Below are 17,227 nucleotides of genomic sequence, written 5' to 3'. Positions count from 1 at the left end.
GCACCGGGTGTCCCGGCTCGGGAGCTCGGATCCGGGAGTCAGAAACGGCCGGGGTGTTCGGCCAGCCAGTCCTTCGCCGCCGTCAGCAGGGTCTGGCCGGCCGGTGGGGCCTCGTCGGGGTGGCGTTCGGCCCACTTGACGACGTAGGGGCAGAGCGGGGCGACGGCACTGTGCTCGCGGGCGGCGATCCCGTAGAGCTCTCGTGCCAGCGCGCCCGCGATGCCCTGGCCCTCGTGGGCCGGTTCGACGATCGTGTGCACGGGCACGAGCGCGCGTTCGGGGCTGTCGAGGACGAAGTACTCGATGCGGCCGACGACTTCACCGCCGGACAGCGCCTCCAGCCGGCCCGCCGCCCGGTCGTCGCGGATCTCCAGGTCCCTCATGGACACGCTCCTGTCCCCTGTACGTCGGTCAGGCCCGGACGGCCTGCGGGCTGCGCTGCTGGTCCGAGCCCGGTACCGGCTCGGACGGGTCGGCGCCGAGGTCCACGATCCTGTTGTCGCGGTCCACGTGCACGACCCGCGGGGCGAGTGCCCGGGCCTCGGCGTCCGTCACCTGGGCGTAGCTGATGATGATCACCAGATCGCCGGGGTGGACGAGATGGGCGGCGGCCCCGTTGATCCCGACGACGCCGGACCCGCGCTCGCCCTCGATGACGTACGTCTCCAGCCGGGCGCCGTTGGTGATGTCCACGATGTGCACGAGCTCGCCGGGCAGCAGGTCGGCGGCGTCGAGCAGGTCGGCGTCGATGGTCACCGATCCCACGTAGTGCAGGTCGGCCTGGGTGACGGTGGCTCGGTGGATCTTGGACTTGAACATCGTACGCAGCATCGCGGCACTCCCACAGGTAGGCTCCCTGCCCGCCTTTTCGCAGGTCAAGGGCTGTTTCCACACCGTACAACGAGTCGCATGTTCGGGCAGCTGTCGCTAGGTTTTCAGGACTCATGCTGACCGAATGCCGACTTTTCTGACGGGGCATCAGGCGCCGGGACGGGCACTCGGGGTGGTCCTTGCCTCCCGGGGGCGCCCCTCACGAACGGCCGCGATCAGCGTACTCAACGGCCCCCGAAGACTCTCGTGACGATCGCCACAGCAGGGTTCGACTACCTGACCATCAGGTCGAACAAGATCCGTCGACGTGAAACACGCTTCGAGTAACAGAGGGCTCTCGCCCGCCGCCCTGACTGCGAGTGCCACGGACGGTCCGCCCGCATTGCCTCGACGGGGCGGCGGGCGGTCAGGGCCGGATGCAGCCGGCGACTCCCAGGCCGCCCCCAAAGCGCAAGCACGCGTTCAGGACGCCATCAACCTTCCTGACCGGGAAGAACACGCTGAATCACCGACATTGCCGGTCAGGGGCACTTACTACGTGTGACGTGGAAGCTTCACAAGCCGGACAATCGGCCGCGATCGCGCTATGTGCGCACCGTCGTGTCCACCGCCAAGAAGTACGGAGCGGCCACAGTCTACTGGGACAACGGCGCAACCGGACGGTACGGGTTCGGGCTATTCGACCGACATTCCTATGCGGTGACCCAGCAGGGCATTATTGATGCCATCATGAGCGGCGGTGGTGGCGGTGGTGGCAGCCCGGGCCTACCGTCTGCCACCTACAAGATCAGAAACGTGGCGACGGGCAAGTACCTGGACTCGGACGCGAACGGCGTGGTCACCCTCGCCGCCGCCAGCTCGTACGACGACCAGGACTGGGTCGTCACGCAGCACTCCTCCGGCGCTTGGACGATCCGGAACGCCAGAAACGGGCGATTCTACGCCGACTCCGGACCGAACAACACCGTCATCTGGAACTCCGGCGAAGTCACCCCGGATTCGCTATGGAGGCTCGAAACAACCTCCGGAGGCTTCCGGCTCAACAACGAACAATCCGACAGGCACCACATGTACGGAACCTCAGCCGGCGAAGTGAAATGGAACACCGGATCGACCGACAGCAGCACAATCTGGTCCTTCGAACGCAAGCAGCCAAAATCCAAGAGTATTATCCTCGATGGTTCATGAGTCCTCGTCGGTTTACTGACGGGGACTCTGTGTTTGTGTGGTGCGGTCTTTTCGGGGCAGCGGGCGCCGTTCCGCCCGCTCTCACACAGCTGTCACGAACTGGGCAAAACACTCCCGTACCATGCGGTCCTGACCTGCAATTTTGTGCCCGCCCTGGAGTGGCTGGACGCCCATGGACAGTCGTCACAACCTGTGTCAGGTGGCGGCCCGTATCGTGCTACGCGGCCCGTGGCTGCCCCGGGGAGGCCGGCGTCCAGCACCGGAACAAGGGCGGCGCCATGGTCAGCCTCGGTGGCACCGCGAGGCGGCTCGGCACGGCGAGGAACCCCCGACGGCTCCCGGGCGGACCGAAGCTTCGCACCGACGTATCGAGTCGGTCAGCCGGAGGCCATTTCACAGCGATGGAGCGGTCAACAGGGCGCCAAATAGCCGTCTCTGTCCGGCATGGTCCACTTAAGCTCAGCTCGGCGCCGGTCGCTTGAACTGACACAGGAGCAAAAAACAGTGGGCCATTCACCTGCCACCACTGTGCGGGACTGACAGTCCAGCACTTCCGGTAAGGCGGAGCCTTCTCACCCGCACGCACGGCCGGCGGAGCGGTCTATCAGCTGAGCCGATCGGCCCGCTACGGGAGGCACCCGAACCCGGGGCTGTCACGCCTCTTACGACCGACTCCGGCATGCGTATCTCACTGAAGGCAACAAGGATGAGCGATTACCGCAGCGAGCCTCCTTCGCGAAATTCCCGGGGTCATTCCGGCCCGTATCCGGTGCGGGAGGGGACGGGGCCTGCGGGCGGACAGCCCGGGATGACCCGAGCGGAGATGCGCAGGACCGCCCGGACGGCGAACCGGCGCTGGTCGCGCAGGACGACGGAGAGAGGACACGCCCCGGGTGTGCGTCCGGCCGCTTCCTCCCGGCGCGGGACGTCCGGGAAGCGGCGGCTGATCGACTATCCGCGGGCCGGCAGACGCGGTCTGCGGCGCTGGCTACCGTCCTGGAAGCAGGTGTTGACCGTCCTCATGCTGCTCTTCGGCGGCACGGTCGGCACGGTCGGCTTCGCCTACGCGACAGTGTCCATTCCGAGCGTCAACCCGAACACGCAGCTGCAGAACAACGTGTTCTACTGGTCGGACGGCTCGCAGATGGCCAGCGTAGGCCAGGTGAACCGGCAGAACGTGAGCTTGTCGCGCGTTCCGTCCGATGTGCGGTGGGACTTCCTCGCGGCGGAGAACGCGTCCTTCTACACCGATCCGGGCGTCGACCCCCAGGGCATCCTCCGAGCGCTGTACCACATGGCGGAGGGCGGCCAGGTGCAGTCCGGGTCGACCATCACGCAGCAGTTCGTGAAGAACACCTACCTCAGCCAGGACCAGACCCTCTCGCGCAAATTCAAGGAGATCATGATCTCTTTGAAGATCGGTGCGAAGCTCAGCAAGCAGCAGATTCTGCAGGGCTATCTGAACAGCAACTACTACGGTCGCGGGGCCTACGGCATCGAGGCCGCCGCTCAGGCGTACTACCACCTCCCCGTGGAGAAGCTGAACGCCAGCCAGGGAGCGTTCCTGGCGGCCACGGTGAACGAGCCGAGTGTGATGATGAACGCCGACGACCCGCAGGCCCGCCCCCAGGCCACCGCCCGCTGGAAGTACGTGCTGAACCGGATGGCCGCCATCGGGAAGTTGAGCCCGACACAGGAACAGCGGTATCTGCGGGCCGGCTTCCCGGTGCCGAAACCGATGACCCACTCCGGCTCGCTGAACGGGCAGGTCGGCTACCTCGTCCAGATCGCGCAGCAGTACGTCGAGCAGCACTCGTCCCTCACCGACCAGCAGCTGAACCAGGGCGGCTACCAGATCTACACCACGTTCGACAGGCACCAGGTCGCTGAGCTGAGCGCCTCGGTGGCCAGTATGCGCAAGCAGCACCTGAACCCGCGGCACGGGCCGGCGGACCGGAACGTGCAGGTCGGCGCTGCCTCCGTCGACCCGGCCACCGGGGCGGTGGTGGCCCTGTACGGCGGTGACGGCTGGAACGAGGGCCACTACACGGACAACGCCAACAGTTCCGGCGTGCCGGTCGGTTCCACCTTCAAGCCCTTCGACCTCGCCGCCGCCCTGGACCACGGCGCGGTCCTCTCCCCCGGGCAGCCGCCGTCGCCGATCACGCCGGAGAGCAGGTTCGACGGCGACAACGGCATCAAGATAAAGAACCAGCAGGGACAGTACCTCCCGGACGGCAGCGACCCCACCGGGCTGCTCCACCAGCAGAACGACGTCTCCACCAAGTGGGGTTACATCACCCTGCGCAAGGCAATGGAGCAGTCCGTCAACACCCCGTACGTCCAGCTGGGCGAGTATGTCGGGTACGACACCGTGGAGAACGAGGCGCTGGCGGCCGGCCTGCTGCGCAGCAGCCTCCAGTACGACACCGCCGGCTTCTACATCGGCACCTCCACCCCGTCGGCCATCCGCATGGCCGACGCCTACGGCACCTTCGCCGCGGACGGGGTCCACCACGAGCCCTACTCGGTCACCAAGGTCCTCGACGGCGGGCGGCAACTCCCCGGTTTCACCCCGCCCGTCGGCGCCCGGGCCATGCCCGCCTCGACCGCCGACACCGTCACCAACGTGCTGCGGGACGTGGTGAAGCACGGCACCGGCACCAACGCCTTGGCCCTCGGACGGCCCGCCGCAGGCAAGACCGGCACCACGGACGACTACAAGTCCGCCTGGTTCATCGGCTACACCCCGCAGTTGTCCACGGCGGTCACCATGTTCAAGGAGGGCTCCGGCAACTCGGGCCTGCGGTCCATGTCCGGAGTCGGCGGCTACAGCAAGGTCTTCGGCGCGGACATGCCCACCCAGGTATGGCTCGGCTACATGTCCGCCGCCCTCCAGGACCTGCCCGTGAAGTCCTTCCCTCCGGCACCGCCACTCGGCCAGGGAGCCAACGAGAACGGCGCTCCGTCCGCCACCCCCTCGGCCTCCCCGACCGAGTCGCCCTCGAGCACCCCCTCACCAACCACACCGGCACCGTCCCCGTCCATCACGCCGTGCAGCGACATCCCGGGCGGGTGCGCCTCCCCCACCGCTCCCACACCCTCCCCCTCGCCGACCAGTCCCGGCCTGACAGGAGGTCTCTTCGGCCCGGGAGGCGGCAAGCAAGGAAACGGTGGCGGGCCATCACCACACCGATGACCTGGGGCTCCGGCGCCGGCCCCGCCAGAACGTCTCAGGATGAGGTGCGCAGGCGGCGGAGCCCGATCCTTACCGCTTTCATGCCCAGAAGTGAAGAAACCATGACTATTCCGCAATAACCTGTGTGCATTCAGCGATCGTTGTCGCCTTTTGTAGGTGCTTGTCGGCGCTGCGAGAGGACCCGCCCTGCACACGTACGCCCGGGCGCCGCGACGACACCGCATTCGCCGCCGCGCCGACATGCCGCTCATAGGCGGCGTCCGCCCGCCGGTCGCCATCCTGATGGTGCTTCTGCTCTCGGTCGCCGGACTCACCGTCTACGCCCTCGGCTCCGTCCCCGGCGAGCACCTGCCGCTTGCGGTGCGGGACACCGAGCAGCAGATCGCCGCGGACGCCGCCGTGTCGGTCCGTGGCTCCATCAGCGCCGAGGCGAGCACGCTGCGCCGTGCTGCCGAGGCATACACCCCGACGAGTACGACCGCGCCCGCGACGGCCCTCAAGGCGGTCGTCTCCGGCCGCCGGTCGGTGCGCGGCGCCGCCCTGGTCGATCCGGCCACCGGTCACCTGCTGGCCGCGAGCGGCTCGACTGTGCCGCTCGCCGGGATCGGCGTGGGGGACCTGGCCGTAGACGCGGAGCGCACCATCGTCGCGCCGCGGCTCGTGACCGCCGCCTCCGGCGCCCGCATCCTCTACTTCGCCCGGCTCACCGTGCCCGAGCACCACCAGGACACCAACGCCGACCAGAGCCAGGACCAGACACAGCAGCAGACCAAGCACTGGCTGGTGGTGGTCCTCGAACCTCTGCCGACACCCGCGGCGCACGGAGACGGCCGCGGCACTTGGCTGGTGGGGGGCGACGGCACCGTCCTGGCGGCCGCTACCCCCGTGCGGGCCCCCTCCGGCGCGGACCGGACGCTCCCCCGAACCGCAGCCCGGGCCGCCGGGGTCTCCGGATGGCAGAGTGACGCCTCCGGCAGCCTGCTCGGCGCCGCCGCCTCCGGTACGCGCACCGTGGCCGGTTGGGCGGTGGTCGCACCGCAGCGGACCGCCGCCGGCAACACCGGCACGGACAACACCAGCGGCCTTCACCTGACAGTCGTGACCGTGCAGTCCGTCGCGCTCACCGCCCAGTCCACCGACTACCTGCGGGTCGCCCTGCTGACGGGCGGCGCGCTCGCCGCCATCGCCGTGCTGAACTGGCTGTTGCTGGTCTTCGCCGTGCAGCGCCCGTTGCTGCGGCTGCACCTGTCCGCCGCGCGCCTCGCCCGGGGCGCCGTCGGTCGGCACCCGCTCGCCTCCGAGGACCTGTCGCGGCCCGTAACGGTGCCCGCATACGGCGAACCGCGTCGCACAGGCCGGGCGTTGGAGGCCCTGCGGCGGCAGCTGCTCGGTACGGACCCGCCGGAGGAGATCCTCGCCCCACGGGGGCCGGGCAGCCGGGCGCTGGTGGCCTGCTGCGCTCTGCTGGTCACCGCCTGGGCCGCCCCGATGCTCTTCGTCGTCGACCACGTGGACACGCCCGCCTCCGTGCCCGTGAGCGTGGTGGCCGGGCAGCAGACGCGCACCCAGTACGCGGCCGACCGGGTGCGGCGGTCCCTCGACCAGTCGTACACCGACCTGGTCGACGTCGCCGCGTCGCTGAAGGGCAAGAGCACGGCCCAGCGGCGCCGGGTGCTGCGGAAGACGCTGGCCGACCACGGCCGGTACCGCTCGCTTTACGTGCTCGACCGTGCCGGCTCCATCGTGCTGCGGGTCGGCCAGACTCCGCTGCGCACCATCGTCCACGTGCCGGGCGGCAACGGCATCACCGGCGTCAACACGTACGGGAAGATCCCGGCCATCGCCGCGTACGCGCACATCCCGGCGGCGAAGGCCGGGACGAAGGCTTCCGGTGTGGTGGTCTTCGGCGAGATCGACGTGAAGGTGCTCGACGGTCTGCTCCCCGAGCCCGGCCTGGGCAGTGTGTGGCTGACGGACAGCCACGACCGAGTGCTGGCCGCGGGCGTGGGCTTCCGGGCGTTCCAGCCTCTGTCCGGCCCGGGGCTCGCGCGGCTCGCCGACCGTACCCGGGCGCCCGGCACCGCCGGCACCCCGACCAGCGCGGTGCTGACCTCCTCGGGCGTCTCGCGGGCGATGTCCGTGGCCGCCGCCGCGCCACTGGCCGAGGCCGGCCCGGCCGCGGGGCTGGGCTGGCGGGTCGTCACCTCCGAGCCGGCCGCCTCGCTGCGGCTGCCCGCCTTCCGGGCCGAGCGGATGACCATGCTGGCCGGGCTGCTGGGGTTCGCGGTGGGGGTGGCCTGCCTGAGCTGGGTGCACATCGTGGTGGTACGTCCGCTGCGCGAACTGGCGCGACTCGCCGAGCGGTTGGCGGGCGGCGACCGCCGCACCGTGCTGTACCCGGTGAACCACGACGAGACCGGCTCCGTCACCCGCAGTCTGGAGCTGATCAGGCAGGCGCTTGCCGACCGGGCCGGTCGGGGACGGCATTCCCTGCCGCACCCCGCGCGGAAGCCTCGTCCGCCGGTCACGGCCGAGTACACACACAGCAGTGAACAGGAAGGCGGACTGAGGTGCTCTTCCTCTACATCATGTTGCTGCTGAGCAGCGCCGTGCTGGTGACAGCCGGTGTCATCGAGCAGCGGCGGCACTACGCGGCGCTGGATCAGATCCCGGTGCGGGTCCTGGTGAACGGCATCCGCGGCAAGTCCTCCATCACCCGGCTGTGCGCAGGGGCGTTGCGCGGTAGCGGGCTGGTGGCGGTGGCCAAGACCACCGGCACGGCCGCCCGTTTCATCCACCCGGACGCCACCGAGGAGCCGGTATACCGAAAGTTCGGGCTGCCCAACATCGTGGAGCAGATCGGCATCGTGCGGCGGGCGGCGGCGTACACGCCGGACGCGCTGGTGATCGAGTGCATGGCCGTGCTGCCCGCGCTGCAGGAGGTCAATCAGGAGAAGCTGATCCGCTCCACCATCGGCGTGCTGTGCAACGTCCGCGAGGACCACCTGGCCGAGATGGGTCCCACACTGGACGACGTCGCCCGTTCGCTGTCCCGCTCGATGCCGGTCGGCGGGGTGTGCGTCACCGCGGAGAAGGAGCGGCTTCACATCCTGCGCGAGGAGGCCGAAAAGCGGAACTGCCGCCTCGTCGCGGTGGATCCGGAGACGGTCAGCGACGCGGAACTGCGGGGCTTCAGCTGGTTCACGTTCAAGGAGAACGTGGCCATCGCGCTGGCCGTCGCCGAACTGATGGGTGTGGAACGGGAGACGGCGCTCAGGGGCATGTGGGACGCGCCGCCGGACCCGGGCGTTCTCTCCGTGGAGCGCTACCGCACGCACGACGGCAAGCGACTGCGGTTCGCCAACGTCTTCGCCGCCAACGACCCGGAGTCGACGCTGATGAACGTCCGTCAGCTGCTGGATCTCGGTGCGATCCGCCGCCCGCTCAACGTGGTCGTCAACTGCCGCCCGGACCGGGTGGAGCGCAACGGTCAGATGGGCGCGATCATCCGCGACCTCGGCCCCGACGCGGTCTTCCTCATCGGCCATCCGACCAAGAGCGCCAAGGACGCCATCCCGTCCTCGTTCGCCGGCCAGGTGATCGACCTGGGCGGCGACCGCCGTGACCCGCGGGAGCTGACCGAGACCGTTCTGGCCGAGCTCGGCCCGGCCTCCTCGCTGGTGGCGGTGGGCAACATCCACGGTCAGGGCGAGCTGCTGCTGGAAATTCTTGCCGAGTTGCCGCTGGACGACTCGGACGAGCCGCTCACCCCGGCGCCGTACTCCGGGCCTCTGGGCGAGGACACCCTGCGGATCGTGGTGGCCAGCCCGCCCGAGCCCGAGCCCTTCAGCTGGGTGGCACCGCTGGAGACCCCGGCGCACGGCATCCACATCCCTGGCCGCCGCGGACGGGCCCGCCACAACGCGCACCGGAACGCCCACCGATCCGAACCGAGGCCGGACGGCTCCCCGACCCAGCCGATGAGGAACCAGCCGTGATATCCGCCAACCTCACACCGCAGGTCGCCGCGCTGGGAATCGCGCTGGGCCTGGTCTTCTCTCTCGTGTGCTACCTGACCACCAACCTCTCACCCGGCGGGATGATCACCCCCGGCTGGGTGGCGCTGACACTGGTCACCCATGTGCAACTGGCGGCGATGATGGTCGGCGTGGCCGCGGTCACCTACGGCGCGACCCGGCTGTTGCAGCGCAACGTGATCCTCTACGGCAAGCGGCTGTTCGCCGCGGTGGTCGTGTGCGCAGTGGTCATGCAGACCACCGTGATGCTTGCGCTCAACCATCAGTTCCCGCTGCTGTACACCTCGCAGACGCTGGGTTTCATCGTGCCCGGCCTGATCGCGTACCAGCTCGTCCGCCAGCCGTTCGGGGCGACCGTGCTCTCCACCACGGCCGTCACCCTGGCCACCTACGTGATCATCGCCGCCGGGCTGCTGCTCGGCGCTGTGCCCACCACCTGACCCACCGCCTCGCACGCCTCAGGAGGACGAGATGTATCCCGACTCCAGGTCCGGTCACGGCAAGGACGGCGGCCTGATCCGCCGCCAGGTCTTCGGCTCCCTCGTCGGCCTCGCTGTGGCGGGCGCGGGCGGCGCCTACGCCTGGCAGCGCCTCGAACACCGCCCCGGTGCGAACATCCCCACGGTGGACGGCTCCGTGCCCCGGGCAAGGCCCGTGGGCGGTCACCGGGTCGAGCGGCTCGGGAACCCGGCCCGCACCGTGGTACGGGACGCCGACGGCAGCGTCGTAGCGACGTTCACCGACGGGGCACGCACGGCCGTGCTCACCGGTCCGTCCCGCACCTTCAGCGAACCTCGCACCACCACAGCCACCGTCACCACGGACGCCTGGGTGCGCGTCCTGCCCAGCGAGTGGCGGCAGGGCAGGGAGGAGAGCTCCTGGTTCAAGCGGTGGTTCCCCGAGGCGCTGCGCGACACCAGCCCGGACGTCTTCGCGGTCGCGTTCCAGTACAGCAGCGCCGGGGCGCCGGACAAGCACAACTCCGCCGGGGTGCGCTACGCCGGCACGGCCCACTTCGGGCCGCGCAATCCAGGTGTCGGTTCCTCGCTGGACTTCGGCTACCACGACGAGCGGTCCGACTTCTACGACTACCTCGGCATTCCGTGGACCTTCCCGGACGGCAGCCGCGTCGAGCCGGAGAAGGCCCGCTACGGCGACGTCGACTGCTCCGGCTTCCAGCGCCTGGTGTGGGGCTACCGGATGGGCATACCCACGCACAACACCAACACCGCGGGCGTCGGCCTGCCCCGCCGCGCCTACTCCATCGCCGCCTACGGCCCCGGGAAACTGCTCATCCCCGACAAGGGCCGGCAACCCACCGACCTCAGCGCGCTGCAACCCGGCGATCTGGTCTTCTTCGCCATCATCAAGAACGAGCCGAACGTCATCGACCACTGCGGCATGTACCTGGGCCTCGACAACGCGGGCCGCCCTCGCTTCTATTCGAGCCGCTCCGCCGCCAACGGTCCCACCATGGGTGACCTCGCGGGCCACGCCCTGCTCGACGGCACCGACTTCTACGCCCGCGGCTTCCGCGCCGCCCGCCGCCTGTAGCGGTACCTCCACCCGAGCCCGACCAGCACCGCACGAAGGACGACCCCGTCATGGCCATCGCTCCCCGTGCCCGGGAAACCGGCGCGCACCGCCGCAGGGCCGACCGCTCCCGTCGCAGAAGCGCCCTTGACGGGGGGCGGGACATCCCCGCGCGCTGGGAGCGCGTGAGCCTGCTCGGCGTGCTCGCCGTCGCCGCGCTGCTCTACGGCTGGGGCCTGAACCACGCCGCTGTGCACCCGTACTACGGCGCGGCCATCCGCTCCATGGCCACCAGCGGGCGGGCGTTCCTCTTCGGCGGGCTCGACCCCAGCGGCACGATCAGCATCGACAAGACACCCGGCGGTTTCTGGCCCGACGCGGCCTCGGTGTGGCTCTTCGGCCCGCACACCTGGGCGGTGGCGCTGCCGCACGTGCTGGAGGGCGTGCTCACCGTCTACGTGCTGCACCGGACGGTGCGCGCCTGGGCCGGGCCGCTGGCCGCCCTGTTCGCGGCACTGGCGCTCACCGCCACTCCCGTGACGGCGGTGCTCGACCGGGCCACCATCCCGGACGAGCTGCTCACCCTGCTGCTGGTGCTGGCCGCCGGGGCGCTGCTGACGGCGGTGCGCAGCGGACGGTTGCTGCCGCTGCTGGCCTGCGGCCTGTGGGTCGGCCTGGCCTTCCAGGCGAAGATGCTTCAGGCCTGGCTGCTGCTGCCGGTCTTCGTGGCGGTCTACCTGCTGGCGGCCCCGGGCGGGGCGTTGCGTCGCGTCGGGCGGGCGGTCCTGCTGGGCGCCACCGCGCTGGCGGTCTCCTCTTCTTGGCTGCTGCTGGTGCTGGCGACGCGCCCGGCCGACCGCCCCTACCTGGACGGCACCATCAACAACAATCCCTTCACTCTGGTCTTCGGCTACAACGGCATCAGCCGCTTCGGCGGTGACGCCGGCGCGCTGGGAGCCGTGCCGGGCACGTCCGCCAGCCGCACCACGGGCAACACCGGGTGGGGGATGCTGGTCAACCACACCGTCGGCCCTCAGATCGCCTGGCTCCTGCCGCTGGCCGTGCTGGCGGCGCTGCTGGGGGTGCTGTGGCGTGCCGGGCAGCCGCGCGGCGACCTGGCACGGGCCGGCTTCCTGCTCTGGGGCGGCTGGCTCGCCCTGCACGTGGCCGTCTTCAGCACCTCCAACGGAAACCACGCTTACTACACCGCCGTCATCGCCCCCGCGCTCGCCGCGCTGAGCGGCGGCGGCCTGGCCACCTTCTGGAGGGAGCACCGGGCACCTCAGGCCGCCTGGCATCGCGCGGTACTGCCCGCGGCGATCGCGCTGACCTCGGGCTGGGCCCTACTGCTGGACGCCCACACCCTCTTCGCCGCCTGGCTGCTGCCCGTGGTGGTGATGCTCGCCCTGTGCAGCGTCGCCACGCTGTGCCAGCGCGGGCCGCGCACGGGCTCCCGGCAGCGAGCCTGGGCACTGGCCGCCGGTGTCGCCGCCGTGCTCGTCCTCCCCACGGCCTGGGCGGTGTCCAGCATCGACCCGCTCTACGCAGGGGCCGCCACCTCCCCACTGGCCGGCCCGGTCGGTGGCAACTACGCCGACCTGGACGGCCACGAGCCGACGATCAACACCGGGCTGTCCACGCCGAGCGCCCGCGACAAGGCCCTGCTCACCTACCTGGAGGCCCACCGGAGCGGCGAGAAGTACCTGCTGGCCACGCAGGCCGCGTACACCGCCGAGCCGTTGCTGCGGGCCGCCTCCGATCCACTGCTGGTCATGGGCGGTTTCACCGGGCTGACACCCTTCCCGACCGCGGCGCAGCTGAGCACGCTGATGGGCAGGCACCAGGTCCGCTACGCCATGCTGACGACCCAGCGTCCGAGCACCCCGGCGACCACCTGGGTCAAGGGCCACTGCTCACGCGTGTCCCCACGCGCATACGAAGAGCGTCGGACGGATGGGAGTTTCACCCTCTATGACTGCCGTCCGACGGCCGGCTGACCGGCGCGGCGTTGATGCCGCGACGTAGCGGGTGCGGAGTCGTATGAAGTGATGGAGCAACTCCGAGGTCGTGCGGCAGGGAGTTCCAGCTGACAGACGGCATGTACCGGCCACAGCTCCGCGATGTACTCGCCGACGGTGATCACACAGTCGCGCTGCTGCCACGTCACGGCGTCAGAAACGGATGCTGCGCAGCAGCAGTCGTCTGGCCGGGCGTTCCAGACCCTCGTACAAGGCCCAGGACAACCCCAGCGCCACGGTGAACGCGACGACCGTGGCGGTCAGCGCGGGCAGCACGCCGAAGTGCGGAGAGGTGCCGAGCAGGTTGGTACCGATCCGCAGCACAAGTAGATGGATCATGTAGAAGGCGAAGGAGAGTTCACCCAGCCGCACCAGCCTTCGGTGCCGCCACAGCGAGGGGAGGCCGCGTAGGTCGGCGACGGCCGCCGCCGGGATGAGGAGAGCGAAGCCGATGAGGGTGCAGGTGGTGGCCGGATACCCGGCGGGGACTTGGGGGACGAGGAAGTAGCCGATGATCGCCAGAGCGAGTGAGGCCTCCAGGCTGGGCCCGCGCCATTGCCCGAGACTGACCACACGGGCGACAGCGGCGCCGAGGACGAACTCGGGGAGGCGGGCCGCCGGGAAGGAGTAGAGCGGCTGGCCCAGCCAGTGGTGCGTGTCCGACCAGGCCAGCACCAGCACCGCCAGTACCGATACCCCGGCCAGGACGGCCGATCCCCGGGCTCCCAGGCGACGCAGCCAGAGAGCCAGCAGCGGAAAGACGGCATAGAAAAAGGCCTCGCAGGCAAGCGACCAGCTGACGGGATCCAGCGTCTGCCACCAGGGGCGCCACCAGGAATGCAACAGCAGCACATTGGCCAGGGCCTGATAAAGGGTGGGCTTCCCCTGATGGGCCAGGGTGAGTCCCATGAGCAGCGCGATCGCGGCGGTGACGAGGTGGACCGGATAGATCCGGGCGATACGCCGCCACCAGAACGCCGGTGCTCGGTCGCCCGGCCGTGCGGACCACATCAGGACGAAGCCGGAGAGGATGAAGAAGAACGACACCCCTGTGGCCCCGGCCCCGAACCCCCACGTCGCGATACGCCCGCCGGTACCCCCGAAGTATCCGAAATTGCGCACATGCAGCCCGAAGACCAGCAACGCCGCCATCCATCGCAGTCCCGTGAGTGACGGCAGTGACCGCAGTGACGGCACCGGTGTGGTGGAAGTGGCCTCGTCTGCGGTCGCTGTGGCGGGCAGCGTCCGGGGCGCCCCGGTCGCCGCCGCCATCACGTCACCTGCCGAGGGTTGTGCATGTGCGGCATGCGCCTGAGCTTTGCCCGGTCGTCGCCATTCATTCCAGGCTCGTGGGGAGCATCACATCGGTGTGGGCCGCCCGCCCGCGGACTCCGTCTGTGCGTTCCACACAGCGGGAGCCGCACATCGCGCCGCTCGGGATGCCCCCCCGGCATGCCCGAGGGGTCACCGCACGACCGGTTCGACAAGGGCCATTCTTTGATCGTTGTTGACAGGACAAGTGTGTCGGACGGGCAACCGCGAGGGCTAGCCTCGCCACGTCCGCACCCCCTGTACCCACCCCCACCTGAGGTGGCGGACGCGCAAGTCCCCTTTCGAACTCAAGGAAGGACTCTGATGGCACGCACCATCAGACGGTGGCTACTCGCGGGGGTGGGAGCCCTCAGCCTCGCGGCGGCGGGCGCCGTCCCTGCGACGAGCGCGGCCTACCAGGCCGCCTATCCGCGAGTACGGCCTACCGTGGCCGACTACACGCAGGTGACCACCAGCCAGACCCCACCCACCCAGTCGCAGTGTGCGTCAGCAGGACGCCGCTGCTTCACCCCGCAGGCCATCCAGGCCGCCTACAACGTGGGCCCGCTGCACTCAGCCGGGGACGACGGACGCGGTCAGACGATCGCCATCGTCGACTCCTACGGCAGCGACACCATGGCCCACGACCTGCATGTCTTCGACCGTGCATTCGGCATTGCGCCCATGTGCGGGGAAGAGGGCGTCAGCTGTGCGTCCGGCATGCCGACCTTCAGCGAGCTTCATCTACAGGGCTCGCCCGCCACCAAAGCGCCGCCGTCCACGAGCAACAGCCCCGGGCAGGAGGACAAAAGCGCCTGGGCGCTGGAGGTGGCTCTCGACGTCGAGACCGCCCATGCCATGGCGCCCGGCGCCAACATCCTGCTGGTGACCACCCCCACCGCCGAGACCCTCGGGGTACAGGGCTTCCCTCAGATGATGGCTGCCGAGCAGTACGTGGTCGAGCATCACCTCGCCACCGTCATCTCCCAGTCGTTCGCCTCCGCGGAGGGTGCCTTCGGCAGCGCCCGGTCGCTTCAGAACCTGCGCTACGCCTTCAAGTCGGCGGCCCAGGACGGCGTCACCGTTCTCGGCTCGTCGGGTGACGACGGAAGCGCCGGCTCGGCCAAGACACCGGTGGGCCAGGGCGGGTCGACGCTCTCCGGCCCCGCTGTCGAGTGGCCGGCGTCCGATCCGCTGGTCACCGGAGTGGGCGGCACGAACCTGTGCACCGACCCGGGTGCGACCAGCGGCAGGGTCGTCGACAGCGCCGCCCCGCCGGGGGCTTGCCAGAATGCCCCCGGCGGGGCGGAGACCGGCTGGACCGGCTCCGGCGGCGGCTACAGCAGCGTCTTCGCCAAGCCGGACTACCAGTCGGGCGTGCTGCCGGCCGGCAGCACAGCCATCGGCGCCATGCGCGGCGTTCCGGACATCTCCCTCCAGGCAAGTCCGTCGACGGGAGCACTGGTGTACCTGTCCCTCCCGCCCGACGGCCAGAGCGGGCTGAAGTGCGGCAGCACACCGTGCAGCACGGGCTGGTACGACATCGGCGGCACGTCACTGGCGTGTCCTCAGTGGGCGGGGCTGGTCTCCATCGCCGCCCAGATCAACCACGGTGGACTCGGACGGATCAACCCGGCTCTGTACAAGCTCGCGTCCGACCCGGCCACCTACGCGGCCGACTTCAACGACGTCACCGTGGGCAACAACACCGCCGACACGTCGGTCTTGGGCTATTCGGCCGGCGCAGGATGGGACCCCGTCACCGGACTGGGGACGCCGAACGCGGCGAAGCTCCTGCCCGACCTCGTCAGCGCCGTGCACGGCGGCTGACCTTCCGGGCCCCGCGCACCGGCTGTCCGGACGATGCCCTCCGCCGTGGCGACTTCAATCTCCTCTTGAGCAAGCCAAGAGGTTCTCTCACCAGAGCCAGGTCCACGTCATCCAGGACCACGGGCGTCATGCCCTCGCGCCGGCATCGTTTCAGGACGTCATGCAGGTCGGCTCTGGGCCGCCGGAACATCGATGCCCTCGTGCAGATGGCGGTGGCCGGTGGCCCGGGAGGCTCCCCGCGTCACGGGCCAGGCAGTGCACGCAGCCGCGCTCGCGGAACCAGCGCAGGACCAGCACTGCCTGACGGAACGGCCCGAGCGCCCGTGAGCCCTTCGGCGTGCCCATCCGGCGGTGGGCGGTCAGCAGACTGCGCCCCGGTCCTCCGGCGGTGTATCGGGCGCAACCGCTCGACCGGCACCCAACGCACCCTGGCCGCGGGGCCGTCGACCGCGCCCTGCCGCTCCCTGGCACGCGCTGGCGCGCCGGGAGCGGCGCGCCGTCGGCCTGGCCGGCGGCGACGTGCGTGATCACCTGGAGACCGCGGTCATGTCCGGGTTGCCGTAGTAGGCGTCCGGGCCGTGCTTGCGGGTGTAGTGGCGGTCGAGCAGGTGGCGGGGCGGTGGGGCGGCCGGGGCGAGGCTGAGGGTGTGAAGGGCGATGTCGGCGACCGCCTCGCAGACGATCGCGTGTTCCAGGGACTTGCGGGCAGTGATGCCCCAGGTGAAAGGGCCGTGGTTGGCGACGAGGGCGCCGGGAACCTCGACGGCCTTCCGGTCGTCCTCCTCGAGCATGTCCACGATGATGCGGCCGGTGTTGTACTCGTAGTCCTTCGCGCACTGCTCCGCGGTCAGGTCGGGGGTGCAGGGGATGGGGCCGTTGAAGGTGTCGGCATGGGTGGTGCCGAGGACGGGGATGTCACGGCGGGCCTGAGCGAAGGCGACCGCGTGGGTGGAGTGGGTGTGGGTGACCCCGCCGGTGGAGGGGAACGCCAGGTAGAGGCAGCGGTGAGTCTCGGTGTCGGTGGAAGGCCGCAGGCCGCCGTCGACGACGGCGCCGTCGGCCAGGCGAACCGTCACCAGGTGGTCGATCGTGAGGTCCTCGTAGGGGACTCCGGAAGGCTTGATGACGAACACCCCTGCCTCCCGGTCGACCCCGCTCACATTGCCCCAGGTCAGGGTCGCGAGGCCGGCCTGCGGGATGGCGAGGTTCGCCTCCAGTACCTCCTGCCGCAGGCCGTCGCGTACAGCTAGGGTCATCGCTCGTCTCCTTCGATGCGGTCG

General features: G+C 70.0%; 12 protein-coding genes. 8 read left to right on the top strand and 4 right to left on the bottom strand.

Going from position 1 to position 17,227, the window contains the following annotated elements:
- Positions 1-38: 38 nt before the first annotated feature.
- Both QF034_RS36145 and panD read right to left on the bottom strand, forming a co-directional pair.
- The gene (locus QF034_RS36145; protein ID WP_307178870.1) at positions 39-383 is read right to left on the bottom strand and encodes a GNAT family N-acetyltransferase; all 345 of its coding nucleotides are present in this window, start codon (positions 381-383) and stop codon (positions 39-41) included.
- Positions 384-411: 28 nt separating this feature from the next.
- Positions 412-831 carry an aspartate 1-decarboxylase gene (gene panD, locus QF034_RS36140; RefSeq protein WP_307178869.1) on the bottom strand — a complete coding sequence of 140 codons (420 nt, stop codon included), beginning with the start codon at positions 829-831 and terminating at the stop codon, positions 412-414.
- 540 nt (positions 832-1,371) lie between these two features.
- Here panD and QF034_RS36135 point away from each other — a divergent pair.
- The 7 genes from QF034_RS36135 (at position 1,372) to QF034_RS36105 (ending at position 12,785) form a co-directional block, all read left to right on the top strand.
- Positions 1,372-2,019: an RICIN domain-containing protein gene (locus QF034_RS36135; protein WP_307178868.1), complete on the top strand. Its 648-nt coding sequence runs from the start codon at positions 1,372-1,374 to the stop codon at positions 2,017-2,019.
- Between the two features lie 895 nt (positions 2,020-2,914).
- Positions 2,915-5,218 carry a transglycosylase domain-containing protein gene (locus tag QF034_RS36130; RefSeq protein ID WP_307178867.1) on the top strand — a complete coding sequence of 768 codons (2,304 nt, stop codon included), beginning with the start codon at positions 2,915-2,917 and terminating at the stop codon, positions 5,216-5,218.
- Between the two features lie 240 nt (positions 5,219-5,458).
- A complete protein-coding gene (locus QF034_RS36125) occupies positions 5,459-7,819 on the top strand; it encodes a HAMP domain-containing protein (RefSeq protein WP_307178866.1) in 2,361 nt (786 codons plus the stop codon).
- Positions 7,789-9,216 carry a poly-gamma-glutamate synthase PgsB gene (pgsB, locus tag QF034_RS36120; RefSeq protein WP_307178865.1) on the top strand — a complete coding sequence of 476 codons (1,428 nt, stop codon included), beginning with the start codon at positions 7,789-7,791 and terminating at the stop codon, positions 9,214-9,216. Before QF034_RS36125 ends, pgsB begins: the two co-directional genes overlap by 31 nt.
- On the top strand, positions 9,213-9,695 hold the full coding sequence (locus QF034_RS36115) for a poly-gamma-glutamate biosynthesis protein PgsC/CapC (protein ID WP_307178864.1): 483 nt from the start codon (positions 9,213-9,215) through the stop codon (positions 9,693-9,695). Before pgsB ends, QF034_RS36115 begins: the two co-directional genes overlap by 4 nt.
- Positions 9,696-9,726: 31 nt before the next feature.
- A complete protein-coding gene (locus QF034_RS36110; protein ID WP_307178863.1) occupies positions 9,727-10,809 on the top strand; it encodes an NlpC/P60 family protein in 1,083 nt (360 codons plus the stop codon).
- 50 nt (positions 10,810-10,859) lie between these two features.
- Positions 10,860-12,785 (top strand): ArnT family glycosyltransferase, encoded by a 1,926-nt coding sequence (locus QF034_RS36105; RefSeq protein WP_307178862.1) that lies wholly within the window; start codon positions 10,860-10,862, stop codon positions 12,783-12,785.
- Between the two features lie 174 nt (positions 12,786-12,959).
- Here the strand turns inward: QF034_RS36105 and QF034_RS36100 are convergent, their stop codons facing one another.
- Positions 12,960-14,078, bottom strand: coding sequence for an acyltransferase family protein (locus tag QF034_RS36100; RefSeq protein WP_307178861.1), 1,119 nt, complete (start codon positions 14,076-14,078; stop codon positions 12,960-12,962).
- A 363-nt stretch (positions 14,079-14,441) separates the two neighbouring features.
- Between QF034_RS36100 and QF034_RS36095 the strand changes: the two genes are divergently transcribed.
- Positions 14,442-15,947 (top strand): S53 family peptidase, encoded by a 1,506-nt coding sequence (locus QF034_RS36095; protein ID WP_307178860.1) that lies wholly within the window; start codon positions 14,442-14,444, stop codon positions 15,945-15,947.
- 527 nt (positions 15,948-16,474) lie between these two features.
- Here the strand turns inward: QF034_RS36095 and araD are convergent.
- Entirely contained in the window at positions 16,475-17,203 is a 729-nt protein-coding gene (araD, locus tag QF034_RS36085; protein ID WP_307178859.1) for an L-ribulose-5-phosphate 4-epimerase AraD, read from the bottom strand.
- Positions 17,204-17,227: the final 24 nt, after the last annotated feature.

This window comes from Streptomyces africanus, assembly GCF_030816955.1.
GTDB classification, from domain to species: Bacteria; Actinomycetota; Actinomycetes; order Streptomycetales; family Streptomycetaceae; genus Streptomyces; species Streptomyces africanus.
Note: the sequence above shows the minus strand (reverse complement) of the source record. Positions and strands in the feature narration are given on the sequence as shown.

What these genes read in the sequence shown, in the direction of transcription:
- QF034_RS36145 (WP_307178870.1), bottom strand. Translation starts at nt 383, where the DNA reads ATGAGGGACCTGGAGATCCGCGACGACCGGGCGGCGGGCCGGCTGGAG.
- panD (WP_307178869.1), bottom strand. Translation starts at nt 831, where the DNA reads ATGCTGCGTACGATGTTCAAGTCCAAGATCCACCGAGCCACCGTCACC.
- QF034_RS36125 (WP_307178866.1), top strand. Translation starts at nt 5,459, where the DNA reads ATGCCGCTCATAGGCGGCGTCCGCCCGCCGGTCGCCATCCTGATGGTG.
- QF034_RS36110 (WP_307178863.1), top strand. Translation starts at nt 9,727, where the DNA reads ATGTATCCCGACTCCAGGTCCGGTCACGGCAAGGACGGCGGCCTGATC.
- QF034_RS36105 (WP_307178862.1), top strand. Translation starts at nt 10,860, where the DNA reads ATGGCCATCGCTCCCCGTGCCCGGGAAACCGGCGCGCACCGCCGCAGG.
- QF034_RS36100 (WP_307178861.1), bottom strand. Translation starts at nt 14,078, where the DNA reads ATGGCGGCGGCGACCGGGGCGCCCCGGACGCTGCCCGCCACAGCGACC.
- QF034_RS36095 (WP_307178860.1), top strand. Translation starts at nt 14,442, where the DNA reads ATGGCACGCACCATCAGACGGTGGCTACTCGCGGGGGTGGGAGCCCTC.
- araD (WP_307178859.1), bottom strand. Translation starts at nt 17,203, where the DNA reads ATGACCCTAGCTGTACGCGACGGCCTGCGGCAGGAGGTACTGGAGGCG.